The organism is Klebsiella sp. P1954 (assembly GCF_018199955.1).
GTDB lineage: Bacteria > Pseudomonadota > Gammaproteobacteria > Enterobacterales > Enterobacteriaceae > Klebsiella > Klebsiella pneumoniae.
In genome coordinates this window covers 3,533,840-3,556,846 of record NZ_CP073373.1, presented here as the reverse complement: position 1 = coordinate 3,556,846, position 23,007 = coordinate 3,533,840, and the positions used below count along the sequence as shown (strand labels likewise).

29 protein-coding genes are annotated in these 23,007 nt (G+C 55.9%); 15 read left to right on the top strand and 14 right to left on the bottom strand.

Going from position 1 to position 23,007, the window contains the following annotated elements; translation table 11 throughout:
* Positions 1–25: 25 nt before the first annotated feature.
* Positions 26–1,960 (bottom strand): ATP-dependent zinc metalloprotease FtsH, encoded by a 1,935-nt coding sequence (ftsH, locus tag KB890_RS17040; protein ID WP_002918372.1) that lies wholly within the window; start codon positions 1,958–1,960, stop codon positions 26–28.
* A 99-nt stretch (positions 1,961–2,059) separates the two neighbouring features.
* Positions 2,060–2,689 carry a 23S rRNA (uridine(2552)-2'-O)-methyltransferase RlmE gene (gene rlmE, locus KB890_RS17035; RefSeq protein ID WP_002918373.1) on the bottom strand — a complete coding sequence of 210 codons (630 nt, stop codon included), beginning with the start codon at positions 2,687–2,689 and terminating at the stop codon, positions 2,060–2,062.
* A gap of 123 nt (positions 2,690–2,812) precedes the next feature.
* Here rlmE and yhbY point away from each other — a divergent pair, with 123 nt between their 5' ends.
* On the top strand, positions 2,813–3,106 hold the full coding sequence (yhbY, locus tag KB890_RS17030) for a ribosome assembly RNA-binding protein YhbY (RefSeq protein WP_002918374.1): 294 nt from the start codon (positions 2,813–2,815) through the stop codon (positions 3,104–3,106).
* 152 nt (positions 3,107–3,258) lie between these two features.
* Here yhbY and greA read toward each other — a convergent pair whose 3' ends face one another.
* A complete protein-coding gene (greA, locus tag KB890_RS17025; protein WP_002918375.1) occupies positions 3,259–3,735 on the bottom strand; it encodes a transcription elongation factor GreA in 477 nt (158 codons plus the stop codon).
* A gap of 235 nt (positions 3,736–3,970) precedes the next feature.
* On the opposite strand from greA, the gene dacB reads away from it, so the two are divergent.
* A complete protein-coding gene (dacB, locus tag KB890_RS17020; RefSeq protein ID WP_004149937.1) occupies positions 3,971–5,404 on the top strand; it encodes a serine-type D-Ala-D-Ala carboxypeptidase in 1,434 nt (477 codons plus the stop codon).
* A gap of 51 nt (positions 5,405–5,455) precedes the next feature.
* On the opposite strand, the gene cgtA is transcribed toward dacB, so the two are convergent.
* The 4 genes from cgtA to rplU form a co-directional block, all read right to left on the bottom strand.
* Positions 5,456–6,634: an Obg family GTPase CgtA gene (gene cgtA / locus KB890_RS17015; RefSeq protein WP_002918377.1), complete on the bottom strand. Its 1,179-nt coding sequence runs from the start codon at positions 6,632–6,634 to the stop codon at positions 5,456–5,458.
* 15 nt (positions 6,635–6,649) lie between these two features.
* Positions 6,650–7,615 carry a DMT family transporter gene (locus tag KB890_RS17010; RefSeq protein WP_004149938.1) on the bottom strand — a complete coding sequence of 322 codons (966 nt, stop codon included), beginning with the start codon at positions 7,613–7,615 and terminating at the stop codon, positions 6,650–6,652.
* A gap of 93 nt (positions 7,616–7,708) precedes the next feature.
* Entirely contained in the window at positions 7,709–7,966 is a 258-nt protein-coding gene (rpmA, locus tag KB890_RS17005) for a 50S ribosomal protein L27 (RefSeq protein ID WP_002434222.1), read from the bottom strand.
* A 20-nt stretch (positions 7,967–7,986) separates the two neighbouring features.
* A complete protein-coding gene (gene rplU, locus KB890_RS17000; protein WP_002918379.1) occupies positions 7,987–8,298 on the bottom strand; it encodes a 50S ribosomal protein L21 in 312 nt (103 codons plus the stop codon).
* 260 nt (positions 8,299–8,558) lie between these two features.
* Between rplU and ispB the strand changes: the two genes are divergently transcribed.
* Both ispB and sfsB read left to right on the top strand, forming a co-directional pair.
* The gene (gene ispB, locus KB890_RS16995; protein WP_004144907.1) at positions 8,559–9,530 is read left to right on the top strand and encodes an octaprenyl diphosphate synthase; all 972 of its coding nucleotides are present in this window, start codon (positions 8,559–8,561) and stop codon (positions 9,528–9,530) included.
* Positions 9,531–9,727: 197 nt separating this feature from the next.
* The gene (gene sfsB, locus KB890_RS16990) at positions 9,728–10,000 is read left to right on the top strand and encodes a DNA-binding transcriptional regulator SfsB (protein ID WP_002918381.1); all 273 of its coding nucleotides are present in this window, start codon (positions 9,728–9,730) and stop codon (positions 9,998–10,000) included.
* 55 nt (positions 10,001–10,055) lie between these two features.
* Here the strand turns inward: sfsB and murA are convergent, their stop codons facing one another.
* The 7 genes from murA to mlaF form a co-directional block, all read right to left on the bottom strand.
* Positions 10,056–11,315, bottom strand: coding sequence for a UDP-N-acetylglucosamine 1-carboxyvinyltransferase (gene murA / locus KB890_RS16985; protein ID WP_002918382.1), 1,260 nt, complete (start codon positions 11,313–11,315; stop codon positions 10,056–10,058).
* A gap of 53 nt (positions 11,316–11,368) precedes the next feature.
* Positions 11,369–11,623: a BolA family iron metabolism protein IbaG gene (gene ibaG, locus KB890_RS16980; RefSeq protein WP_004144910.1), complete on the bottom strand. Its 255-nt coding sequence runs from the start codon at positions 11,621–11,623 to the stop codon at positions 11,369–11,371.
* A 139-nt stretch (positions 11,624–11,762) separates the two neighbouring features.
* Positions 11,763–12,050, bottom strand: a complete 288-nt coding sequence (gene mlaB, locus KB890_RS16975) for a lipid asymmetry maintenance protein MlaB (protein WP_004181416.1) — start codon at positions 12,048–12,050, stop codon at positions 11,763–11,765.
* The gene (gene mlaC, locus KB890_RS16970) at positions 12,050–12,685 is read right to left on the bottom strand and encodes a phospholipid-binding protein MlaC (protein WP_002918386.1); all 636 of its coding nucleotides are present in this window, start codon (positions 12,683–12,685) and stop codon (positions 12,050–12,052) included. Before mlaC ends, mlaB begins: the two co-directional genes overlap by 1 nt.
* Positions 12,686–12,703: 18 nt before the next feature.
* Positions 12,704–13,255 (bottom strand): outer membrane lipid asymmetry maintenance protein MlaD, encoded by a 552-nt coding sequence (gene mlaD, locus KB890_RS16965; RefSeq protein WP_002918387.1) that lies wholly within the window; start codon positions 13,253–13,255, stop codon positions 12,704–12,706.
* 4 nt (positions 13,256–13,259) lie between these two features.
* Positions 13,260–14,042 (bottom strand): lipid asymmetry maintenance ABC transporter permease subunit MlaE, encoded by a 783-nt coding sequence (gene mlaE, locus KB890_RS16960; RefSeq protein ID WP_004150949.1) that lies wholly within the window; start codon positions 14,040–14,042, stop codon positions 13,260–13,262.
* 7 nt (positions 14,043–14,049) lie between these two features.
* On the bottom strand, positions 14,050–14,862 hold the full coding sequence (gene mlaF / locus KB890_RS16955; protein WP_004150950.1) for a phospholipid ABC transporter ATP-binding protein MlaF: 813 nt from the start codon (positions 14,860–14,862) through the stop codon (positions 14,050–14,052).
* A 209-nt stretch (positions 14,863–15,071) separates the two neighbouring features.
* Here mlaF and KB890_RS16950 point away from each other — a divergent pair, with 209 nt between their 5' ends.
* From KB890_RS16950 to npr, 11 genes are all read left to right on the top strand, one after another.
* Entirely contained in the window at positions 15,072–16,049 is a 978-nt protein-coding gene (locus tag KB890_RS16950) for a calcium/sodium antiporter (protein WP_002918397.1), read from the top strand.
* A complete protein-coding gene (kdsD, locus tag KB890_RS16945; RefSeq protein WP_004144922.1) occupies positions 16,046–17,050 on the top strand; it encodes an arabinose-5-phosphate isomerase KdsD in 1,005 nt (334 codons plus the stop codon). The genes KB890_RS16950 and kdsD overlap by 4 nt, the downstream gene beginning before the upstream one ends.
* A gap of 14 nt (positions 17,051–17,064) precedes the next feature.
* Entirely contained in the window at positions 17,065–17,631 is a 567-nt protein-coding gene (gene kdsC, locus KB890_RS16940; protein ID WP_002918405.1) for a 3-deoxy-manno-octulosonate-8-phosphatase KdsC, read from the top strand.
* Positions 17,628–18,203, top strand: a complete 576-nt coding sequence (gene lptC, locus KB890_RS16935) for an LPS export ABC transporter periplasmic protein LptC (protein WP_002918413.1) — start codon at positions 17,628–17,630, stop codon at positions 18,201–18,203. Before kdsC ends, lptC begins: the two co-directional genes overlap by 4 nt.
* Positions 18,172–18,717 (top strand): lipopolysaccharide ABC transporter substrate-binding protein LptA, encoded by a 546-nt coding sequence (gene lptA, locus KB890_RS16930; protein WP_002918415.1) that lies wholly within the window; start codon positions 18,172–18,174, stop codon positions 18,715–18,717. The genes lptC and lptA overlap by 32 nt, the downstream gene beginning before the upstream one ends.
* A 6-nt stretch (positions 18,718–18,723) precedes the next feature.
* Positions 18,724–19,449, top strand: coding sequence for an LPS export ABC transporter ATP-binding protein (gene lptB / locus KB890_RS16925; protein ID WP_002918417.1), 726 nt, complete (start codon positions 18,724–18,726; stop codon positions 19,447–19,449).
* A 47-nt stretch (positions 19,450–19,496) separates the two neighbouring features.
* Complete coding sequence (rpoN, locus tag KB890_RS16920; RefSeq protein ID WP_002918420.1) at positions 19,497–20,930, top strand: RNA polymerase factor sigma-54; 1,434 nt, start codon at positions 19,497–19,499, stop codon at positions 20,928–20,930.
* Positions 20,931–20,952: 22 nt separating this feature from the next.
* Entirely contained in the window at positions 20,953–21,240 is a 288-nt protein-coding gene (gene hpf / locus KB890_RS16915; protein ID WP_002918423.1) for a ribosome hibernation promoting factor, read from the top strand.
* A gap of 70 nt (positions 21,241–21,310) precedes the next feature.
* The gene (ptsN, locus tag KB890_RS16910; RefSeq protein ID WP_004144926.1) at positions 21,311–21,799 is read left to right on the top strand and encodes a PTS IIA-like nitrogen regulatory protein PtsN; all 489 of its coding nucleotides are present in this window, start codon (positions 21,311–21,313) and stop codon (positions 21,797–21,799) included.
* A 45-nt stretch (positions 21,800–21,844) separates the two neighbouring features.
* Positions 21,845–22,699 (top strand): RNase adapter RapZ, encoded by an 855-nt coding sequence (rapZ, locus tag KB890_RS16905; RefSeq protein ID WP_002918428.1) that lies wholly within the window; start codon positions 21,845–21,847, stop codon positions 22,697–22,699.
* Entirely contained in the window at positions 22,696–22,968 is a 273-nt protein-coding gene (gene npr, locus KB890_RS16900) for a PTS phosphocarrier protein NPr (RefSeq protein WP_002918431.1), read from the top strand. The genes rapZ and npr overlap by 4 nt, the downstream gene beginning before the upstream one ends.
* Positions 22,969–23,007 lie beyond the last annotated feature (39 nt).

Here is a 23,007-nt window from a genome sequence, read left to right as displayed (position 1 = left end):
TTAAACAAGCATCAACAGCGGTAGCTTACTTGTCGCCCAGCTGCTCTGACATGGTGTTGCCCGGGTTCGGCGTACGCGGTTCATCAACCGGACGCGGCGCACGAGGCGTGCCATTGTTGTCAGAGTTGTTAGAAGAACCAGGTTCTTCCCAACCCGCTGGCGGACGAACTTCGCGACGAGCCATCAGGTCGTCAATCTGCGGCGCATCGATGGTCTCATACTTCATGAGCGCATCTTTCATCGCGTGCAGAATGTCCATGTTGTCGTTCAGCAGCTGGCGAGCACGACCGTAGTTACGCTCAATCAGCGATTTAACTTCCTGGTCGATGATACGCGCGGTTTCATCGGACATATGCTTCGCTTTCGCAACGCTACGGCCGAGGAAGACTTCACCCTCTTCTTCCGCATACAGCAGCGGACCGAGTTTGTCGGAGAAGCCCCACTGGGTCACCATGTTACGCGCCAGGTTCGTCGCCACTTTAATATCGTTGGACGCACCGGTAGAAACATGTTCCGGACCGTAGATAATCTCTTCCGCCAGACGACCGCCGTACAGGGTGGAGATCTGGCTTTCCAGTTTCTGACGGCTGGCGCTGATTGCATCGCCTTCCGGCAGGAAGAAGGTCACACCCAGCGCACGACCGCGCGGGATAATCGTCACTTTGTGCACCGGATCGTGCTCCGGCACCAGGCGACCAATAATCGCATGGCCCGCTTCATGATAAGCAGTAGACTCTTTCTGCGCTTCCGTCATCACCATGGAGCGACGTTCCGCACCCATCATGATTTTGTCTTTCGCTTTCTCGAACTCAACCATCGACACAACGCGTTTGTTGCCGCGGGCAGCAAACAGCGCCGCTTCGTTGACCAGGTTGGCCAGATCCGCACCGGAGAAGCCCGGGGTACCGCGCGCAATGATTGCCGCATCGATATCCGGCGCCAGCGGAACGCGACGCATATGCACTTTCAGGATCTGCTCACGACCGCGAACATCCGGCAGGCCAACCACCACCTGGCGGTCAAAACGGCCCGGACGCAACAGCGCGGGGTCAAGAACGTCCGGACGGTTAGTCGCCGCGATAACGATGATACCTTCGTTACCTTCGAAGCCGTCCATCTCAACCAGCATCTGGTTCAGGGTCTGCTCACGTTCATCGTGACCACCGCCCAGGCCTGCGCCACGCTGGCGGCCGACGGCGTCGATTTCATCGATGAAGATGATGCAAGGCGCGGCTTTCTTAGCCTGTTCGAACATGTCACGCACACGAGAAGCGCCCACACCGACGAACATTTCGACGAAGTCAGAACCGGAAATGGTAAAGAACGGTACCTTCGCTTCACCAGCGATCGCTTTCGCCAGCAGCGTTTTACCGGTACCCGGAGGGCCGACCATCAGGACGCCTTTCGGGATTTTACCGCCCAGTTTCTGGAAGCGGCTCGGCTCACGCAGGTATTCTACCAGCTCGCCGACTTCCTCTTTCGCTTCGTCACACCCGGCAACGTCTGCAAAAGTGGTTTTGATCTGGTCTTCCGTCAACATACGGGCTTTGCTTTTGCCGAAGGACATCGCGCCCTTCCCGCCGCCGCCCTGCATTTGCCGCATAAAGAAGATCCAGACGCCGATCAGCAGCAGCATTGGGAACCAGGAGATGAAGATGGAAGCCAGCAGGCTCGGCTCTTCTGGTGGTTCGCCAACAACTTTGACGTTTTTAGTCAACAGGTTATCGAGCAGCTTCGGATCGTTAACCGGAATGTAAGTCGTGTAACGGTTACTATCTTTCTTGGTAACGTTGATCTCACGTCCGTTGATACGCGCTTCGCGAACCTGGTCCTGATTGACCTCTTGCAGGAAGGTAGAATAATCCACCTTGCGGCCATTCGACTCGCTGGGCCCAAAGCTCTGGAATACTGACATCAGCACAACGGCAATGACCAGCCAGAGTATTAGGTTTTTCGCCATGTCACTCAAGGGATTAACCTCTTATTACAACTGTGTTAAAAACAGCGTCAGGATACTCTATATCCAGTTTCTTTCAAACTTTCGTTTGAAATCTGCCGGTTATGGTTTACGCCCGGTCGCTACAATATACACTTCACGCGAACGAGCGCGGGAAGAGTCCGGCTTACGAACTTTGACCTTCGTAAACAGGGAGCGAATTTCTCGAAGATACTCATCGAAGCCTTCGCCCTGGAACACCTTCACTACAAAACTACCACCTGGCGCTAATACATCACGAGACATTTCAAGCGCCAGTTCTACCAGATACATAGCCCGGGGAATATCCACCGCCGGTGTTCCGCACATATTCGGCGCCATATCGGACATGACAACTTGGACTTTACTGTCGCCCACTCGCTCAAGTAACGCTTTCAGGACTAATTCATCACGAAAATCGCCCTGAAGGAAGTCCACACCAACGATTGGATCCATTGGTAAAAGATCGCAAGCGATGATGCGGCCGCTGTTGCCGATCTGCGTGACCGCATACTGCGACCAGCCACCGGGAGCAGCACCGAGGTCGACTACCGTCATCCCCGGCTTAAAAATTTTGTCACTTTGCTGTATTTCATCAAGTTTAAACCAGGCACGGGAACGTAACCCCTTTTTCTGTGCCTGTTGAACATATTTATCGCTAAAGTGTTCCTGAAGCCAGCGGCTTGAGCTGGCAGAACGCTTTTTACCTGTCATTTAACATTCCCGTTCGGGTTCATCGTACTTTACTGCGTAAAAATCGACGCGGTAGTTTGGCGATATATGGGAGATGGCGGTAGAATGACCCGTTTTCAATCCCAACGTAAGCAAAAAAATACGATGAATCTGAGTACTAAACAAAAACAGCACCTGAAAGGTCTGGCACATCCGCTCAAGCCGGTAGTTATGCTTGGCAACAATGGTTTGACCGAAGGGGTACTGGCCGAGATCGAACAAGCGTTAGGGCACCATGAACTCATCAAGGTGAAGATCGCCTCAGAAGATCGCGAAACAAAAGCCTTGATCGTGGAAGCCATCGTACGCGAAACCGGCGCCTGTAACGTACAGGTCATCGGTAAAACGCTGGTTCTGTACCGCCCAACGCCAGAGCGTAAAATCTCGCTGCCACGCTAAGAATATCCTGAATCTCGACACAACTTTGTGTAAAACGAGGGATTTCTGCGGCCAGGCGAGCAAAATGCCATGCTCCTGACGTTGATAAAAGGCCGCTATGCGGCCTTTTTCCTTTCTTTACAATCTATAAACATCGTAGCGGGAAATACGCCTTACAGGTATTCAACCTTGGTAATTTCGTATTCCACTTCCCCACCCGGGGTACGGATAGTCACGACGTCATCCTGCTCTTTGCCGATCAGACCGCGGGCGATCGGCGAGTTCACGGAGATCAGATTCTGCTTAAAATCAGCTTCGTCATCGCCCACGATGCGGTAGGTCTGTTCCTCGTCGGTATCGAGGTTCAGCACGCTGACGGTAGAACCAAAAATCACCCGGCCGTTGTTCGGCATTTTGGTGATATCGATAACCTGCGCGTTAGACAGCTTCGCTTCGATATCCTTGATACGCCCCTCGCAGAAACCCTGCTGCTCACGCGCGGCGTGATACTCGGCATTCTCTTTCAGATCGCCGTGTTCACGGGCCTCAGCAATAGCGGCAATGATTTCAGGACGACGCACAGACTTCAGATAATCCAGTTCTTCGCGCAGTTTTTCAGCGCCACGTAAGGTCATCGGAATCGCTTGCATTAGTTATACCTCTTTATCATTCCTTCAGGGAACGGCTAGCTCCGCTCCGCCACCTGTCCTGCCCACGGGCAGGACACGAGCAAAAAGAAACCGACCCGGGAAACACTCCCCAGGTCAGCAGCAATTTTTCATTTGATGGGTATTTTACCCCGAAGTTCATTATGGGTCATCGTTTACTTTACTGGGCGTTGCACCGTAGTATGACGGCCTGGCTTCAGGTTGTTAGCGCGAGATTATGCGATTTCCCAGATTTATCATCGGATTGACCGCCGGTATAGCGCTTAGCGCTCAGGCGGCGAATATTGACGAGTACATCAACCAGCTTCCCGCCGGTGCGAACCTTGCCTTTATGGCGCAAAAGGTCGGCGCATCGACGCCGGAAATCGACTATCACAGCCAGCAAATGGCGCTCCCGGCCAGTACGCAAAAGGTCATCACCGCGCTGGCGGCGCTGCTGCAACTGGGGCCCGATTTTCGCTTTACCACCACGCTGGAAACCAAAGGTTCCCTTGACGGCGGCGTGCTGAAAGGCGACCTGATTGCACGCTTCGGCGGCGATCCGACGCTTAAACGGCAGGATATTCGCAATATGGTGGCGACGCTGAAAAAAGCCGGCGTGCAGCGTATCGAAGGCAATGTGCTCATCGATACCTCGGTCTTCGCCAGCCATGACAAAGCGCCCGGCTGGCCGTGGAACGACCTGACGCAGTGCTTCAGCGCCCCGCCGGCGGCGGCGATTGTCGACCGTAACTGCTTCTCTGTCTCGCTGTATAGCGCGCAGAAACCGGGCGATGTCGCCTTCATTCGCGTTGCATCCTATTATCCGGTCACCATGTTCAGCCAGGTGCGAACGCTGGCGCGTGGCTCATCGGAAGCGCAGTATTGCGAGCTCGACGTGGTGCCGGGCGATCTCAATCGCTATACTCTCACCGGCTGCCTGCCGCAGCGTAGCGAGCCGCTGCCTCTGGCCTTCGCCATTCAGGATGGCGCCAGCTATGCCGGAGCGATCCTCAAAGCCGAGCTGGCCCAGGCGGGGATCACCTACAGCGGCACGCTGCTGCGCCAGACGCTGGCCAATGAGCCCGGCACCGTGCTGGCAACCAGCCAGTCGGCTCCGCTGCACGATCTGCTGCGGATCATGCTGAAGAAGTCAGACAACATGATTGCCGACACCGTCTTTCGCACCATCGGCCACGCCCGGTTCGGCGTACCTGGCACCTGGCGGGCGGGCTCCGATGCCGTACGGCAGATCCTGCGTCAACAGGCTGGGGTCGATCTCGGCAACACTATCATCGCCGACGGCTCTGGCCTGTCGCGCCACAACCTGATCGCCCCGGCGACCATGATGCAGGTGCTGCAGTATATCGCCCAGCACGATACCGAGCTCAACTTCATCTCCATGCTGCCGCTGGCGGGCCATGACGGATCGCTGCAGTATCGCGCCGGTCTTCATCAGGCGGGCGTCGATGGTAAAGTTTCGGCGAAAACCGGGTCGCTCCAGGGGGTTTATAACCTCGCAGGCTTCATCACTACCGCCAGCGGACAAAAGGTGGCCTTCGTGCAATATCTCTCCGGATACGCCGTGGAGCCAGCTGATCAGCGCAATCGCCGCATCCCACTGGTCCGCTTTGAAAGCCGCTTGTATAAAGATTTGTACCAGAACAATTAAAACAAAAGGGCCGCATCAGATGCGGCCCTTTTTGATCCAGAGAAGTCAGGATTAGCGTTTGTAGATGAATTCGACGCCTTCTTCGTCGTCCTCATCCCAGTCGTCATCCCAGTCTTCGTCATCTTCTGCTTCGGCTTCGGCCTCTTCAAGCTGCTGACGGTGATAGTCGTCCCACATAAACTCGACTTTCTCCGGCTTCTGCTCTTCTTCCGCCTGCACGATCGGGTTTTCGATGATGAAGGTCATCACGTCCCAGCACAGCTCTTTCACGCCCTGCTGGCTGGCCGCGGAGATCAGGTAGAATTTCTCTTCCCAACCCAGCGCTTCAGCAATCGCTTTGGCTTTGGCTTCGGCTTCGGCCTTGTCCATCAGGTCAATCTTGTTGAAAACTAACCAGCGTGGTTTGGAGGCTAGCTTCTCGCTGTATTTCTCCAGCTCGCCGATGATAATGCGCGCATTCTCAACCGGATCGGAGCCGTCGATCGGATCGATATCGATGAGGTGCAGCAGTACGCGGCAGCGCTCGAGGTGCTTGAGGAAGCGGATACCGAGGCCTGCCCCTTCCGCTGCGCCTTCAATCAGCCCCGGGATATCGGCAACTACGAAGCTCTTTTCATTGTCCATACGCACCACGCCCAGGCTTGGCACCAGGGTGGTAAACGGATAGTCAGCCACTTTCGGCTTGGCGGCGGAGACCGCACGGATGAAGGTGGATTTGCCGGCGTTCGGCATGCCCAGCATCCCGACATCGGCCAACAGCATCAGCTCCAGCTGCAGGTCGCGTTTATCACCCGGGGTACCCATGGTTTTCTGACGCGGCGTACGGTTGACGGATGATTTGAAACGGGTGTTGCCCAAACCGTGCCAGCCGCCTTTCGCCACCATCAGACGCTGACCGTGTTTGGTCATATCGCCCATGGTCTCGCCGGTGCCCTGATCGATAACCCGGGTGCCGACCGGCACTTTTACCGTCACGTCTTTACCGCGCTTACCGGTACAGTCGCGGCTTTGACCATTCTGCCCACGTTCGGCGCGGAACGATTTTTCAAAACGGTAGTCGATCAGGGTATTCAGGTTCTCGTCCGCTTCCAGCCAGACATCGCCGCCATCGCCGCCATCGCCGCCGTCCGGACCGCCTTTCGGAATATACTTTTCGCGGCGGAAGCTTACGCAACCATTGCCGCCGTCACCTGCTACGACCAGGATCGTTGCTTCATCTACAAACTTCATTTTACTCTCCGTAAATCATTCGCCTGAGCGGGGCAGCGGTACTACCGCCTCTCGCTTACGCCAACGTCCCCAAAGACGATGACCGATGGCGGAATACATCGCGCCCGCAACCACGACAAACGCACCGAGATAACCAATCAGGTTTAACATCGGTCTGGCGAAAACATCGGGCCAGGCCATTGATAATAAATCAGAAAACAGTAGCGTAAACAGTGGCGTCAAGGTGATTAACGCGCTGACCTGCGCCGCCTGCCAGCGCGCCATGGCTTCCGCCAGCGCCCCGTAGCCGACCAGGGTATTCAGCCCGCAAAAAATCAGGCATGCCAGTTGCCAGCTGCTTAACCGGGAAATCACTCCGGGCTCAGCAAGCGGCAGTAATGCAATCGTACACAAAGTGTACAGCAAAAATAGTATCTGCTGTGATGCCAGACGGCGCAATAACACCTTTTGCGCGACGCCGTAGCTTACCCACACCGTAGCGGCAGCAACGCCGAAAATTACCCCCCACGTGTAGTCCGTCAGGCGGGTAAAGATTTCAATCAGACTGGTATTGAAGAACATCACCAGCCCGCTGAGCAGCATCAACGCGCCCACCACCTGGGTGCCGCGCATGCGCTCTTTCAGAATTACGACGCTAGCCACCATCATCCCCACCGGCGATAGCTGGCCGATGACCTGAGAAGCCGTGGGGCTGAGGTATTGCAGGGAAGAACTAAACAGGATGAAGTTACCGAACAGACCGCCGGTGGCAATCGCTAATAACACCAGCCAGCGCGGCTTGCGAAAAATTCGCATCGGCGGCAGTTTGCCTTTGATCGCGAGGATCGCGCCAAGCCCAATGCTGGCCATCAGGAAGCGATAAAAGACCACCGTAGGCGGCGCCATCACCTCGAGAACCTGTTTCATTGCAATCGGCAACGCTCCCCAACACATTGCGGTGGTAAGCGCCAGAATAATGCCAATCCCAGCCTGCTGCTTCATGCCTGTTTCCCTGCAAAAATTTTCCGGTAGACGAATGTAAAAAGCCCCGCAACGTGTTGCGGGGCTTTCATCCGTTACCGGGACGCGAAAAACTTATTCAGCAACGATGCTGATGAATTTACGGTTTTTCGGGCCTTTAACTTCGAACTTGACTTTACCGTCAGTCAAAGCGAACAGAGTGTGGTCACGGCCGCAACCAACGTTGGTACCAGCGTGGAATTTAGTACCACGTTGACGAACGATGATGCTACCTGCCAGAACTGCTTCACCGCCGAAACGTTTTACGCCCAGACGTTTAGCTTCTGAATCGCGACCGTTACGAGTCGAGCCGCCAGCCTTTTTATGTGCCATTTAAATCTACTCCTCAGGTCTTAGGCGCTGATGCCAGTGATTTTCACATCAGTGAACCACTGACGATGGCCCTGCTGCTTACGATAGTGTTTACGACGACGAAACTTAACGATTTTAACTTTCTCGCCACGACCGTGAGCAACAACTTCAGCTTTGATTACGCCGCCCTCAACGAAAGGAACGCCGATCTTGATTTCTTCACCGTTTGCGATCATCAGCACTTCAGCGAATTCAACAGCTTCGCCAGTTGCGATGTCCAGCTTTTCCAGGCGAACGGTCTGACCTTCGCTTACTCGGTGTTGTTTACCACCACTTTGGAAAACCGCGTACATATAAAACTCCGCTTCCGCGCACCTCTTTATGTGATTCAGAGTGCGCTATAAATATTCACAATAGGGCGCGAATATTACGCAAAACGCGAGCCTTTGACAAGAGCGATTAGCGATCAATGCAGAAAAAAAACACAACTTTCACGACAACGTTTATCTACGGCAATTTTTCAGTACAATCATATCTTCTTTTAATTCTGTCTTAATCCTTCTGTGATCCCACCTGGATTCATGGTAACAGGACATTTGGCCCGGCTTTTGCGATGAATTTAGAAAAAATCAATGAGTTAACCGCGCAAGATATGGCGGGTGTCAATGCGACGATTCTTGAGCAACTCAACTCCGATGTTCAGCTTATCAATCAGTTAGGCTATTACATCGTCAGCGGCGGCGGCAAACGCATTCGCCCGATGATTGCTGTGCTCGCCGCACGCGCGGTGGGCTATCAGGGGAGCGCGCATGTCACCATTGCCGCGCTGATTGAATTTATTCATACCGCCACCCTGCTGCATGACGACGTCGTCGATGAGTCTGATATGCGTCGCGGCAAAGCCACGGCCAATGCGGCGTTTGGCAATGCCGCCAGCGTGCTGGTCGGCGATTTTATCTATACCCGCGCCTTTCAGATGATGACCCAGCTGGGCTCGCTGAAGATCCTTGAGGTCATGTCGGAAGCGGTGAACGTCATTGCCGAAGGCGAAGTGCTGCAGCTGATGAACGTCAATGACCCGGATATCACCGAAGAGAACTACATGCGCGTTATCTACAGCAAGACGGCGCGTCTGTTTGAAGCTGCCTCGCAGTGTGCGGGACTGCTGGCCGACTGCACTGCGGAAGAAGAGCGCGCGTTGCAGGATTATGGCCGCTATCTCGGCACCGCTTTCCAGCTAATCGACGATTTACTCGATTATAGCTCTGACGGCGAGCGGCTCGGTAAAAACGTCGGTGACGACCTGAACGAAGGTAAACCCACGCTACCGCTGCTGCACGCCATGCACCATGGCACACCCGATCAATCAGCGATGATCCGCGGTGCGATCGAGCAAGGCAACGGCCGCCATCTACTGGATGCTGTGCTGGAAACGATGGCGACCTGCGGTTCGCTGGAATGGACGCAGAAGCGTGCCGAAGAAGAAGCTGACAAAGCCATTGCCGCGCTGCAGATCCTCCCGGACACGCCCTGGCGCGAAGCCTTGATTGGGCTGGCGCATATTGCAGTCCAGCGCGATCATTAATCCCCCCTCCTTTCCCGCGCGACGCGCGGGAAAGTTCCAGTAAAATGCCATTTCTCTCCCTAAACTTCCGAATATCTTGATAGATTCTGAATATTCCGGCGCTTTAACAGAACTTGTTAGAACCCTACATAGTACGCGGGTATAGTGTCTCTATCGCCCATGTGGGACGATCTGGACCTTTAACACCAGGAGAATTTATGGATAAGTTCATCGACTGGCATCCCGCAGATATTGTTGCGGGATTACGTAAACGGGGAACATCGCTGGCGGCAGAGTCGCGACGGCACGGACTAAGTTCTTCAACGCTGGCGAACGCCCTGACCCGCCCCTGGCCGAAAGGCGAATTGATTATCGCCACAGCGCTGGAAACGCAGCCGTGGGTCATCTGGCCGTCACGCTACCACGACCCGGTGACTCATGAGTTTATCGACAGAACGCAGATGATGCGTCAGAAGAAGATCGACAAGTGATGTGATTGCTCGACAGCGACCCGGAACAACGTCCCGGGGCGCTGTCAGGACGCGGTTACTCGCCCTTCACGCGTTGAATATTGGCGCCCAGCGCCTGCAGTTTATCTTCGATACGCTCATAGCCGCGATCGATATGATAGATGCGATCGACGATGGTGGTCCCTTCAGCGATACAGCCGGCCAGCACCAGGCTCGCCGACGCGCGCAAATCGGTCGCCATCACCTGCGCGCCAGAAAGCTGCTTCACGCCGTGACAGATAGCGGTATTGCTCTCGATCTCCGCGTGCGCGCCCATACGGATCAGCTCCGGAATGTGCATGAAGCGGTTTTCAAAGATCGTTTCGGTGATCACGCCGGTCCCTTCCGCTACCAGGTTAAGCAGCGTGAACTGGGCCTGCATATCGGTCGGGAAGCCCGGGTGCGGCGCGGTACGCACGTTGACCGCTTTCGGACGGTTGCCGTGCATATCGAGGCTGATCCAGTCTTCGCCCGTTTCGATGTCAGCCCCGGCGTCGCGCAGCTTCGCCAGTACGGCATCCAGGGTATCCGGCTGCGCGTTACGGCAGAGGATCTTGCCGCCGGAAATCGCCGCGGCCACCAGGAAAGTCCCGGTTTCAATACGGTCAGGCAGCACACGGTAGACGCCGCCGCCCAGGCGCTGCACGCCTTCGATGGTAATGCGATCGCTACCCTGGCCTGTGATTTTTGCGCCCAGCGCGTTCAGGAAGTTGGCGGTATCGACAATCTCCGGCTCGCGAGCGGCGTTTTCAATAATCGTCGTTCCCTCCGCAAGCGTCGCTGCGCTCATGATGGTTACGGTGGCGCCGACGCTCACCTTATCCATCACAATATGCGCGCCTTTCAGGCGACCGCTGACCGAGGCTTTGACATAACCTTCTTCCAGTTTGATCTCGGCGCCCAGCTGCTCCAGACCGCTAATATGCAGATCGACCGGACGCGCGCCGATAGCGCAGCCGCCAGGCAGAGAAACTTGCCCCTGACCGAAACGCGCCACCAACGGGCCCAGCGCCCAGATAGAGGCGCGCATGGTTTTCACCAGATCGTACGGAGCACAGAATACATCGACCGGGCCGGCGTCAATCCATACCGAACCATTGCGCTCGACCTTCGCGCCCAGCTGGCTCAGCAGCTTCATGGTGGTATCGATGTCTTTCAGCTTAGGTACGTTTTGGATCTCTACCGGCTCTTCGGCAAGCAGCGCGGAAAAGAGGATTGGCAGGGCGGCGTTTTTTGCCCCGGAGATGGTGACTTCACCCTGAAGGCGAGTCGGCCCCTGAACACGGAATTTATCCATTGATTCTGTTCTCTATTAAAAATTCACATACGCTGCAGGGGATCCCCCACAGCTTAGAAGCCATTGAGTTTGCGGTCTCGCGCCCACTCCTGCGGAGTAAAGGCCTTGATCGACAGCGCATGGATGCGGTTGTCGGCAATATATTCCATCAGCGGCGCGTAGACGCTCTGCTGCTTTTTCACCCGACTCATGCCATCGAACATCTCACCCACAGCAATAACCTGAAAGTGGCTGCCATCGCCAGAGACGTGGACTTCCTGGAGGGGGAGTGCGTTCATCAGCACGGTCTGAATTTCATGATTTTCCATGGGCTCAAATTTATCTGATAGTGAAAACAGCCCAACATCTTAGAGGAAAGTGGCGCGGTCTTAAACAAGCAAAAAGCCCCGGCGAAAAGATTGCCAGGGCTTTCGGAATAGCTTCAGTGCTAAGGCACTGAAAAGATTATCAGATCAGATCGGCAGGCAGGTTGTAAAGACCGATCAGCGTTTGCAGGTTTTCGCTCTTGCCGACCAGCTGCGCTTCCCGGCCCTGACGGCGAATCAGCGCCACAAAATGCACTAACAGCGCCAGGCCCGCGGTGTCCACGCGCGTGGTCTGACTGAGATCGATGATCGCCGTTCCCGCCGTCGCCTGGGCGCGCGCCTCCCAGAGCGGGACCAGCAGATCCTGATCCAGCTCCCCGTGCAGCGCCAGCGTCTCGCCCTCGCGAGTCCAGCTCAGCTGCCCGCTCATTATTTTTTCTGTTCCAGGGTGATCGGCTGCGCAGAGATCGCTTTCAGCTGCGCGGTCAGGCCATCAACGCCCTTGGTGCGCAGCAGATCGCTCCACTCATTCTGTTTGGTGGTGATCATGCTCACCCCTTCCGCGATCATATCGTAGGCCTGCCAGTTGCCGGTCTGGGTATTTTTACGCCACTGGAAGTCAAGACGTACCGGCGGACGACCGTTCGGGTCGATGATAGTGACGCGGATCGGAACGATGGTTGCGCTGCCCAGCGGCTGCTCCGGAGCAATCTGGTAAGTCTGCCCATGGTACATCGCCAGCGCCTGACCGTAGGCCTGCTTCAGGTATTCACGGAAGGCGGCAAAATAGGCCTCACGCTGCGCAGGGGTCGCTTCTTTGTAATAGCGGCCCAGCACCAGCGCGCCGGCATATTTTACCTGTACATACGGCAATAACTCCTGGTCGACGATGTCGCGCAGATAGTTAGGATTAGCTTTAATCTTCGGCTGTTCATTCTTCAGGCGATCGAAGGTTTTCTGCGCCGCTTCATTCATCAGCTTATACGGATTGGACTGATCTGCGGCCTGGACGGCGGTCAGCGGGGCAATCACCAGCATGGCGACCATGAGTAAGCGTTTAAACATATCGTATTTCTCCTGAAATTAATGCGTCGTGCCGGCTGCCGGCGTCGCGTCAGTATGACCTTCTGCCTCGGCCTTATCATTGCCAGAATTCTGATTGTCGCCGCCCTTACTGTTATAAAGGAACTGACCAATCAGATCTTCCAGCACCATGGCGGACTTGGTGTCCTGGATAGTGCCTCCGTCTTTAAGGATAGTCGTCCCGAGGTCCGGGTCTTCAAAACCGACGTTCAGCGCCAGGTACTGCTCGCCCAGCAGGCCAGAGGTGCGGATCGCCAACGAACTGGTATCCGGGATATGGTTGTAGCGCTCATCGATATCGAGCTCCACGCGTGGCAGATAGGTTTTCGGATCGAGCGTAATGTCCGCTACCCGCCCCACTACCACGCCGCCGATGCGCACCGGCGAGCGCGCCTTCAGGCCGCCGATGTTATCGAAAGTCGCATAAAGGCGATAAGTCGGCTCGGTGCGTAGCGAGGTGACGTTCGCCGCCTTCAGGCAGACAAACAGCGCCGCCAGCAGCGCCACCAGTAAGAACACCCCTACCCAGATTTCAGTTTTTTTCGTTTGCATGAACTCAATTCCCAAACATCAGCGCAGTCAGCACAAAATCCAGCCCCAGAACCGCCAGCGACGCATGCACCACGGTACGCGTTGTCGCCCGGCTAATCCCGGCGGAAGTGGGGATAGCGTCATAACCATTAAATAACGCAATCCAGGTTACCGTAATAGCGAACACCAGACTCTTAATCAGGCAGTTCACCAGATCCATTCGCCAGTCGACGGCATTTTGCATCGCGGTCCAGAAAAAACCACCGTCAATGCCTTTCCAGCTCACACCCACCAGCGCACCGCCCCAGATCCCTACCGCGACGAAGATAATCGTCAGCAGCGGCAGCGAAATGACACCGGCCCAGAAGCGTGGGGAAATGACGCGACGCAGCGGATCCACCGCCATCATCTCCATACTGGAGAGCTGTTCCGTGGCCCGCATAAGGCCAATCTCGGCGGTCAGCGCCGACCCGGCGCGGCCGGCAAACAGCAGCGCGGCGACCACCGGCCCCAGCTCACGCAGCAGCGACAGCGCCACCAGCATGCCAAGACTGGTCTCTGCGCTGTAGGTGGTTAACACCAGATACCCCTGCAGCCCGAGCACCATACCGATAAACAAGCCCGATACAATGATAATCAGCATCGACAGGACGCCGACGTTATAGAGTTGACGAACCAGCAGCGGCGCGTGCTTGCGAAACTCTGGTTTGCCGACAACGGCGTTGAAAAGCATTAATCCGGCGCGTCCAAACGTCGCGGTGGTTTTAATACCGCGATGACCTAGCGCGGCCAGCGCATTAAACAGCATGAGTCGCTCAACTCCCTATGCCTAATAAATCATGGTGATAGTCGCCAGCAGGATAACGGAACGGCACCGGACCGTCGGCAATACCATCAATGAACTGACGAACCCGAGGATCGGTATTCTCCCGTAGCGACTGGGCGCTACCGTGGGCGACAATCTTTTTATCCGCCACGATATACGCGTAGTCCGCAATACTAAGCACCTCGGGCACATCGTGCGAAACCACGATGCAAGTGACACCCAGCGTGCTGTTGAGTTCAGAAATCAGCTTCACCAGCACGCCCATAGTGATGGGATCCTGCCCGACGAACGGTTCGTCGAACATAATCAGATCCGGCTCCAGGGCAATGGCTCTCGCCAGGGCGGCGCGGCGCGCCATCCCACCGGAAAGCTCAGAAGGCATTAACTTCGCCGCACCGCGTAGCCCCACCGCTTCCAGCTTCATCATCACCGTCGTATGCAGCAGCGCAGGCGGCAAATGCGTATGTTCGCGCAGCGGATAGGCAACGTTGTCAAAGACATTGAGATCGGTGAACAGCGCGCCGGACTGGAACAGCATGCTCATCCGCTTACGCACCGTATAAAGACGCGAACGCGTCATCTGCGGCACGTTCTCGCCATCAAACAGGATCTCTCCCCTGTCCGGCGGGATCTGGCCGCCGATCAGGCGTAACAGGGTAGTCTTGCCGATCCCCGAAGGTCCCATGATCGCAGTAATTTTACCGCGCGGCACCGACAGCGAGATGTCGTCGAAGATCACACGATCGCCGCGTGAAAAGCGGATACCGCGCACTTCAACTAAATTCGCCTGAGTTTGGCTCATAAAATCATCCTTACTAAACACCTGACGGGCAAGCATGGCCCTTTCTTGCGCCACAATCACAACATTTTTACAGAATCTTACCTGCACAGGTTAGCGAAAGCTGGCATTTGTTTTACTTTTGGCACACATAAAGTCAAAATTAAGAATTCGTTACGCTGCGTAGGGATAACCCAGCGAGGCGACGATTATACCTGAAGAAAGGACTTTAGATGCTCTTAGCGACGGCTCTGTTAATTATTGGTTTATTGCTGGTTGTCTACAGCGCCGATCGTCTGGTCTATGCCGCCTCCATCCTGTGTCGTATGTTGGGGATCCCGCCCCTGATCATCGGCATGACAGTGGTCAGTATCGGCACCAGTCTGCCTGAGATCATGGTCGCCACCGCGGCCTCGCTGCACGGGCAGACCGATCTGGCGGTCGGCACCGCGCTCGGATCTAATATCACCAATATCTTATTGATCCTCGGTCTCGCCGCCTTACTCAGGCCATTTACCGTGCATTCTGATATTCTGCGCCGCGAATTACCGCTAATGTTGCTGGTCAGCGTGCTGGCGGGACTGGTGCTCTACGATGGACAACTGACCCGTCTCGACGGGCTATTTTTACTGGCATTAGCGCTTCTGTGGCTGCTGTTCACCATCAAAATCGCTCGCCTGGCGGAGCGCCAGGGAAGCGATAGCCTGACCCGCGAACAGCTGGCGGAGCTGCCACGCGAAGGGTCGCTGCCGGTCGCCCTGCTCTGGTTAGGGGTAGCGATGATCGTCATGCCGATGGCGACCCGCATGGTGGTGGATAACAGTACAGTGCTGGCAAACTATTTCGCCATCAGCGAACTGACCGTCGGCCTGACGGTGGTGGCGATAGGCACCAGCCTGCCGGAGCTGGCCACCGCCATCGCCGGGGCGCGGAAAGGGGAAGATGATATTGCCATCGGCAATATCATCGGCGCCAATATCCTTAATATCGCACTGGTGCTGGGTTTACCGGCGCTGATCGCGCCGGGGAGCTTTGCGACCGAAGCCTTCACTCGCGATTATGGCGTGATGCTGCTGGTCAGCCTGATCTTCGCAGTGCTGTGCTGGCGCCGTCAGCAGCAGCCGGGACGACTGGTTGGCGCGCTGCTGGTCGGCGGCTTTGTGGTTTGGTTGGCGATGCTGTTTTGGACAGCACCGCTCTTCGTTGAATGATTCGGGATAACATCATGTCGCAAATAGATTTGCCCACGGATTTTGACTTTCAACAGGCAGGCCGTCAGGTGCTGGAAATTGAACGTGAAGGTCTGGCCCAGCTCGATCAATACATAAATGAAGACTTTACCCATGCCTGCGAAACGATTTTCCGCTGCGGCGGGAAAGTCGTGGTGATGGGGATGGGCAAATCCGGCCACATCGGCCGCAAAATGGCGGCAACCTTCGCCAGTACCGGCACCTCGGCATTTTTTGTCCACCCCGGCGAAGCGGCGCACGGTGATTTAGGTATGGTCACCCCGCAGGATGTGGTAATTGCGTTGTCGAACTCCGGCGAATCGAATGAAATCCTCGCGCTGATCCCGGTCCTCAAGCGCCAGCAGGTGAAGCTTATCTGTATCACCAGCCGGCCGGAGAGCAGCATGGCGCGCGCGGCGGATATCCATCTGTGCGTGAAAGTGCCGAAGGAGGCCTGCCCGTTAGGACTGGCGCCCACGTCGAGCACCACCGCCGCGCTGGTGATGGGTGATGCCCTCGCCGTCGCCCTGCTGGAAGCCCGCGGCTTTACCGCTGAGGATTTCGCCCTGTCGCATCCGGGCGGCGCACTCGGCCGTAAGCTGTTGCTGCGGGTCAATGATATTATGCATACCGGTGATGAAATCCCGCACGTCGGCCTGCAGGCGACCCTGCGCGATGCGCTGCTGGAAATCACGCGTAAAAATTTAGGCATGACCGCTATCTGCGATGACGATATGAACATCATCGGTATCTTTACCGACGGTGACCTGCGCCGGGTCTTCGATACCGGCGTTGATATGCGCGATGCCAGCATTGCCGACGTCATGACCCGGGGAGGTATCCGCATCCGCCCCGGCACTCTGGCGGTGGATGCGCTAAACCTGATGCAATCCCGTCATATCACCTGCGTGCTGGTTGCCGATGGCGACCATCTGCTGGGTGTGGTACATATGCACGATCTGCTGCGCGCGGGCGTAGTGTAAGTAAGGAAAAAATAATGAATAATGCTGATGCTCAGTTAGCGACCTGCTACGGGCCGGTAAGCCAGGCGTTTGTCGATCGCGCGGCGAAGATCCGTCTACTGATCCTTGATGTCGACGGTGTATTATCCGACGGGCTTATCTATATGGGTAATCACGGCGAGGAGCTGAAAGCGTTTAACGTCCGCGATGGCTATGGTATCCGCTGCGCGCTGACCTCGGGTATTGAAGTGGCGATTATTACCGGGCGAAAAGCTAAACTGGTAGAAGATCGCTGTCAGACGCTGGGCATTACGCATTTGTACCAGGGGCAGTCGGACAAGCTGCTGGCGTTCCGCGATCTGACGGACAAACTGCACGTGCGGCCGGAAGAAGTCGCCTACATCGGCGACGATCTTATTGACTGGCCGGTGATGGCCGAAGTGGGCCTTAGCGTCGCCGTCGCCGATGCGCATCCGCTGCTGCTACCGCGGGCGAATTATGTCACGCGAATTAACGGCGGACGCGGCGCGGTACGCGAAGTCTGCGATTTGTTACTATTGGCGCAGGGCAAGTTGGATGAGGCCAAAGGGCAATCAATATGAGTAAAACCAGACGTTGGGTTATCATTTTACTGTCGCTGCTCGCGCTGATCCTTATCGGCCTGAATCTGGCGAATACGGACGACACGGCCCAGCCGGAGGTCAATCCTAACGACCCTACGTATAAAAGCGAACATACCGACACCGTGGTATACAGTCCGGAAGGCGCCCTGAGCTATCGGCTGATTGCCGAGCACGTGGAATATTTTTCCGATCAGGAGGTCTCCTGGTTTACCAAACCGGTGATGACCACCTTTGATACTAACAAGGTGCCTACCTGGTCGGTCAGAGCAGACAAAGCGAAGCTGACGAATGACCGGATGCTCTATCTTTACGGGCACGTTGAGGTGAATGCGCTCGCGCCAGATTCTCAACTGCGCAAAATTACGACGGATAACGCCCAGATAAATCTGGTAACGCAGGACGTTACCTCCGATGACATGGTGACGTTATACGGCACCACATTTAATTCCAGCGGCCTGAAAATGCGTGGAAACCTTCGCAGCAAAAATGCCGAGCTGATTGAAAAGGTGAGAACCTCTTATGAAATTCAGAACAAACAAACTCAGCCTTAAGATTGCGCTCGCCGGCGCGTTACTGGCCGCCAGCCTGCCGGCCCTCGCCAAGACGGGCGATACCGATCAGCCGATCCATATCGAATCCGATCAGCAGTCGCTGGACATGCAGGGCAATGTCGTCACCTTCACCGGTAACGTGGTCGTGACCCAGGGGACGATCAAGATTAACGCTGATAAAGTGGTGGTCACCCGTCCGGGCAACGAGAAAGGCAAAGAGGTGATCGAAGGTTTCGGTAACCCGGCTACTTTCTATCAGATGCAGGATAACGGCAAGCCGGTAAAAGGCCGGGCGTCGAAAATGCGCTACGAGCTGCAGAACGATTACGTCGTGCTGACGGGCAACGCTTATCTGGAACAGCTCGACAGCAACATCAAGGGCGACAAGATCACCTATCTGGTGAAAGAGCAAAAAATGCAGGCCTTCAGCGACAAAGGTCGACGCGTCACCACCGTTCTGGTGCCGTCCGAGCTGCAGGACAAAAGCGGCAACCAGCAAAAGAAGAGTAACTAATCCGTTATGGCAACCTTAACTGCGAAGAATCTCGCTAAAGCGTATAAAGGCCGCCGCGTGGTGGAAGATGTCAGTCTCACCGTTAACTCGGGCGAGATTGTCGGCTTGCTCGGCCCGAACGGCGCCGGTAAAACGACCACCTTCTACATGGTGGTCGGGATTGTGCCCCGCGACGCAGGCAATATCATCATCGATGACGAAGACATCAGCCTGCTGCCGCTGCACGCGCGCGCGCGACGGGGCATCGGCTACCTGCCGCAGGAAGCGTCGATTTTCCGTCGCCTCAGCGTCTATGACAACCTGATGGCGGTCCTGCAGATCCGTGACGATCTAACCAGCGAGCAACGGGAAGATCGCGCTAAAGAGCTGATGGAAGAGTTTCATATTGAGCACCTGCGCGACAGCCTCGGTCAGGCGCTCTCCGGTGGTGAACGCCGCCGCGTCGAAATCGCCCGCGCGCTGGCGGCGAATCCGAAATTTATTCTTCTGGATGAACCCTTTGCCGGCGTGGATCCGATCTCCGTTATCGATATTAAACGCATCATTGAGCACCTGCGCGACAGTGGTCTCGGCGTTCTGATTACCGACCATAACGTCCGTGAGACCCTCGCGGTCTGCGAACGCGCGTATATTGTCAGTCAGGGACACCTTATCGCTCATGGTACACCGCAGCAGATCCTCGAAGATGAGCAGGTTAAGCGCGTGTATCTTGGGGAAGACTTCAGACTCTGATAGGGTAGAGGTTACAGACGTTTTAGCCGGAGATATTTACCCTGAACATGAAGCAAGGTTTGCAATTAAGGCTTAGCCAACAGCTTGCCATGACGCCGCAGCTGCAGCAGGCGATTCGTTTGCTGCAGTTGTCCACGTTAGAACTCCAGCAAGAGCTCCAGCAAGCGCTGGAAAGTAACCCGTTGCTTGAGCAAACCGATCTTCACGACGAGGTAGAGGCAAAAGAGGTGGAGGACCGCGAGTCCCTCGATACCGTCGATGCGCTTGAGCAAAAAGAGATGCCCGACGAACTGCCTCTCGATGCCAGCTGGGATGAAATCTATACCGCTGGCACGCCGTCGGGTAACGGCGTCGACTATCAGGACGACGAGCTTCCCGTCTATCAAGGCGAGACCACCCAGACGCTGCAGGACTATCTGATGTGGCAGGTTGAGCTGACGCCTTTCACCGACACCGACCGCGCTATTGCCACCTCTATCGTCGACGCCGTCGACGATACGGGGTACCTCACGATTCAGATTGAAGATATTGTCGACAGCATCGGCGATGACGAGATCGGCCTGGAGGAGGTGGAAGCGGTCCTCAAGCGAATCCAGCGTTTTGATCCGGTTGGCGTCGCAGCGAAAGATCTGCGCGACTGCCTGCTGATCCAGCTGTCGCAATTTGCTAAAGAGACGCCGTGGCTGGAAGAGGCGCGGCTGATTATCAGCGACCATCTTGATCTGCTGGCCAACCATGATTTCCGCACTCTAATGCGAGTCACCCGCCTGAAAGAAGAGGTGCTTAAAGAGGCGGTCAACCTGATCCAGTCCCTGGATCCTCGCCCTGGCCAGTCCATTCAGACCAGCGAACCGGAATATGTCATCCCGGATGTGCTGGTGCGCAAGGTGAGCGGCCGCTGGACCGTCGAGCTCAACGCCGACAGCATTCCACGGTTGAAAATAAATCAGCAGTATGCGGCAATGGGCAACAGCGCCCGCAATGACGCCGACGGCCAGTTCATTCGCAGCAATCTGCAGGAAGCCCGCTGGCTGATTAAAAGTCTGGAAAGCCGCAACGATACCCTGCTGCGCGTCAGCCGCTGCATCGTAGAGCAGCAGCAGGCTTTTTTCGAACAGGGTGAAGAGTATATGAAGCCGATGGTGCTGGCCGATATCGCCCAGGCCGTCGAGATGCATGAATCGACGATTTCCCGTGTCACCACGCAAAAATATCTGCACAGTCCGCGCGGTATTTTTGAACTGAAGTATTTCTTCTCCAGCCATGTGAATACCGAAGGCGGAGGCGAAGCCTCGTCGACGGCTATTCGCGCGCTGGTGAAGAAGCTCATCGCCGCGGAAAACCCCGCGAAGCCGTTGAGCGACAGTAAGCTCACCTCCATGCTGTCCGAGCAGGGTATTATGGTGGCGCGCCGCACTGTCGCGAAGTACAGAGAGTCTTTATCCATCCCGCCGTCAAACCAGCGTAAACAACTGGTCTGACATAACCGATAAGGAAGACACTATGCAGCTCAACATTACAGGACACAACGTCGAAATTACGCCTGCGATGCGCGAATTCGTTACGGCGAAGTTCAGCAAGCTGGAGCAATTTTTCGACCGGATCAATCAGGTCTATATTGTGTTAAAAGTAGAGAAAGTGACGCAAATTGCGGACGCGAATCTGCATGTCAACGGTGGCGAAATCCATGCCAGTGCGGAAGGGCAGGATATGTATGCGGCTGTCGATGGTCTTATCGACAAGCTGGCAAGACAGTTAACGAAGCACAAAGATAAACTAAAACAACACTAATTGTCCGGGCCCCCTTGCGCCCGTCGCTGGATATCATCGGCGACGGGCGCGGGGGCGCTCAGGTGAAATTATGATGAACAACGATTCGGCTCTACAACTGAGCAACGTCCTGAACCAGGAATGTACCCGTAGCCAGGTGCACTGCCAGAGCAAGAAGCGTGCTCTGGAAATCATCAGCGAACTGGCCGCCAAACAGTTAAGTTTGCCGCCGCAGGTGGTGTTCGAAGCGATCCTCACCCGCGAAAAAATGGGCAGTACCGGGATCGGCAATGGTATCGCCATTCCCCACGGAAAACTGGAAGAGGATACGCTGCGTGCTGTCGGCGTTTTTGTCCAGCTGGAAACCCCCATCGCCTTCGACGCGATCGACAATCAACCTGTCGACCTGCTGTTCGCGCTGCTGGTGCCGGCCGACCAGACAAAAACTCACCTGCATACGCTCTCCCTGGTGGCCAAACGGCTGGCGGACAAAGCGATTTGTCGTCGCCTGCGCGCGGCGCAGAGCGATGAAGAGTTGTATGAGATCATCACCGAAGCAGGAAGCAGCGATGACGCATAACGGCAGTCGCACCTTATCCTTTATCGTACTGAGGAGAAACGGTACATGGTACTGATGATCGTCAGCGGCCGCTCGGGCTCGGGGAAATCCGTCGCTCTGCGAGCGCTGGAAGATATGGGCTTTTACTGCGTGGATAACCTGCCGGTCGTGCTGCTGCCCGACCTGGCGCGGTCGCTGGCTGACCGTAATATCTCCGCAGCCGTCAGCATCGACGTGCGTAACATGCCGGAATCCCCGGAGATCTTCGAGCAGGCGATGCAGAATCTGCCGGAATGTTTTTCTCCGCAGCTGCTGTTCCTTGATGCCGACCGCAATACCCTGATCCGCCGGTACAGCGACACCCGTCGTCTGCACCCGCTGTCGAGCAAGAATCTGTCGCTGGAAAGCGCCATCGACGAAGAGAGCGATTTGCTGGAGCCCCTGCGCTCCCGCGCCGATCTGATCGTCGATACGTCGGAAATGTCGGTGCATGAGCTGGCGGAAATGCTGCGTACCCGACTGCTGGGTAAACGCGAGCGTGAACTGACGATGGTCTTCGAATCCTTCGGCTTCAAGCACGGTATTCCGATCGATGCCGATTACGTCTTTGACGTGCGCTTTCTGCCCAACCCGCACTGGGATCCGAAACTGCGTCCAATGACCGGCCTGGATAAACCAGTGGCCGCCTTCCTCGATCGGCACACTGAAGTGCACAACTTTATTTATCAGACCCGAAGCTATCTTGAGCTATGGTTACCGATGCTGGAGACCAACAATCGCAGCTATCTGACGGTGGCCATTGGCTGTACCGGCGGTAAACATCGTTCGGTTTATATTGCTGAACAACTGGCTGACTACTTCCGCTCGCGCGGCAAGAACGTGCAGTCTCGTCATCGGACGCTGGAAAAACGTAAATCATGACCGTAAAGCAGACCGTTGAAATCACCAATAAGCTGGGCATGCACGCCCGCCCGGCGATGAAGCTGTTCGAACTGATGCAGAATTTCGATGCCGAAGTACTGCTGCGCAACGATGAAGGCACGGAGGCGGAAGCCAACAGCGTGATTGCCCTGCTGATGCTGGACTCGGCGAAAGGGCGACAGATAGAGGTGGAGGCCAGCGGTCCGCAGGAAGTTGAAGCCCTCGCCGCGGTGATTGCCCTGTTTAACGCTGGCTTTGACGAAGACTAAACGTGACGCTTCCCGGCGACGGACGACTGGCGACTGTAC

Coding starts and splice junctions, on each gene's coding strand:
- ftsH (WP_002918372.1), bottom strand. CDS start 1,960: ATGGCGAAAAACCTAATACTCTGGCTGGTCATTGCCGTTGTGCTGATG.
- rlmE (WP_002918373.1), bottom strand. CDS start 2,689: ATGACAGGTAAAAAGCGTTCTGCCAGCTCAAGCCGCTGGCTTCAGGAA.
- yhbY (WP_002918374.1), top strand. CDS start 2,813: ATGAATCTGAGTACTAAACAAAAACAGCACCTGAAAGGTCTGGCACAT.
- greA (WP_002918375.1), bottom strand. CDS start 3,735: ATGCAAGCGATTCCGATGACCTTACGTGGCGCTGAAAAACTGCGCGAA.
- dacB (WP_004149937.1), top strand. CDS start 3,971: ATGCGATTTCCCAGATTTATCATCGGATTGACCGCCGGTATAGCGCTT.
- cgtA (WP_002918377.1), bottom strand. CDS start 6,634: ATGAAGTTTGTAGATGAAGCAACGATCCTGGTCGTAGCAGGTGACGGC.
- KB890_RS17010 (WP_004149938.1), bottom strand. CDS start 7,615: ATGAAGCAGCAGGCTGGGATTGGCATTATTCTGGCGCTTACCACCGCA.
- rpmA (WP_002434222.1), bottom strand. CDS start 7,966: ATGGCACATAAAAAGGCTGGCGGCTCGACTCGTAACGGTCGCGATTCA.
- rplU (WP_002918379.1), bottom strand. CDS start 8,298: ATGTACGCGGTTTTCCAAAGTGGTGGTAAACAACACCGAGTAAGCGAA.
- ispB (WP_004144907.1), top strand. CDS start 8,559: ATGAATTTAGAAAAAATCAATGAGTTAACCGCGCAAGATATGGCGGGT.
- sfsB (WP_002918381.1), top strand. CDS start 9,728: ATGGATAAGTTCATCGACTGGCATCCCGCAGATATTGTTGCGGGATTA.
- murA (WP_002918382.1), bottom strand. CDS start 11,315: ATGGATAAATTCCGTGTTCAGGGGCCGACTCGCCTTCAGGGTGAAGTC.
- ibaG (WP_004144910.1), bottom strand. CDS start 11,623: ATGGAAAATCATGAAATTCAGACCGTGCTGATGAACGCACTCCCCCTC.
- mlaB (WP_004181416.1), bottom strand. CDS start 12,050: ATGAGCGGGCAGCTGAGCTGGACTCGCGAGGGCGAGACGCTGGCGCTG.
- mlaC (WP_002918386.1), bottom strand. CDS start 12,685: ATGTTTAAACGCTTACTCATGGTCGCCATGCTGGTGATTGCCCCGCTG.
- mlaD (WP_002918387.1), bottom strand. CDS start 13,255: ATGCAAACGAAAAAAACTGAAATCTGGGTAGGGGTGTTCTTACTGGTG.
- mlaE (WP_004150949.1), bottom strand. CDS start 14,042: ATGCTGTTTAATGCGCTGGCCGCGCTAGGTCATCGCGGTATTAAAACC.
- mlaF (WP_004150950.1), bottom strand. CDS start 14,862: ATGAGCCAAACTCAGGCGAATTTAGTTGAAGTGCGCGGTATCCGCTTT.
- KB890_RS16950 (WP_002918397.1), top strand. CDS start 15,072: ATGCTCTTAGCGACGGCTCTGTTAATTATTGGTTTATTGCTGGTTGTC.
- kdsD (WP_004144922.1), top strand. CDS start 16,046: ATGATTCGGGATAACATCATGTCGCAAATAGATTTGCCCACGGATTTT.
- kdsC (WP_002918405.1), top strand. CDS start 17,065: ATGAATAATGCTGATGCTCAGTTAGCGACCTGCTACGGGCCGGTAAGC.
- lptC (WP_002918413.1), top strand. CDS start 17,628: ATGAGTAAAACCAGACGTTGGGTTATCATTTTACTGTCGCTGCTCGCG.
- lptA (WP_002918415.1), top strand. CDS start 18,172: ATGAAATTCAGAACAAACAAACTCAGCCTTAAGATTGCGCTCGCCGGC.
- lptB (WP_002918417.1), top strand. CDS start 18,724: ATGGCAACCTTAACTGCGAAGAATCTCGCTAAAGCGTATAAAGGCCGC.
- rpoN (WP_002918420.1), top strand. CDS start 19,497: ATGAAGCAAGGTTTGCAATTAAGGCTTAGCCAACAGCTTGCCATGACG.
- hpf (WP_002918423.1), top strand. CDS start 20,953: ATGCAGCTCAACATTACAGGACACAACGTCGAAATTACGCCTGCGATG.
- ptsN (WP_004144926.1), top strand. CDS start 21,311: ATGATGAACAACGATTCGGCTCTACAACTGAGCAACGTCCTGAACCAG.
- rapZ (WP_002918428.1), top strand. CDS start 21,845: ATGGTACTGATGATCGTCAGCGGCCGCTCGGGCTCGGGGAAATCCGTC.
- npr (WP_002918431.1), top strand. CDS start 22,696: ATGACCGTAAAGCAGACCGTTGAAATCACCAATAAGCTGGGCATGCAC.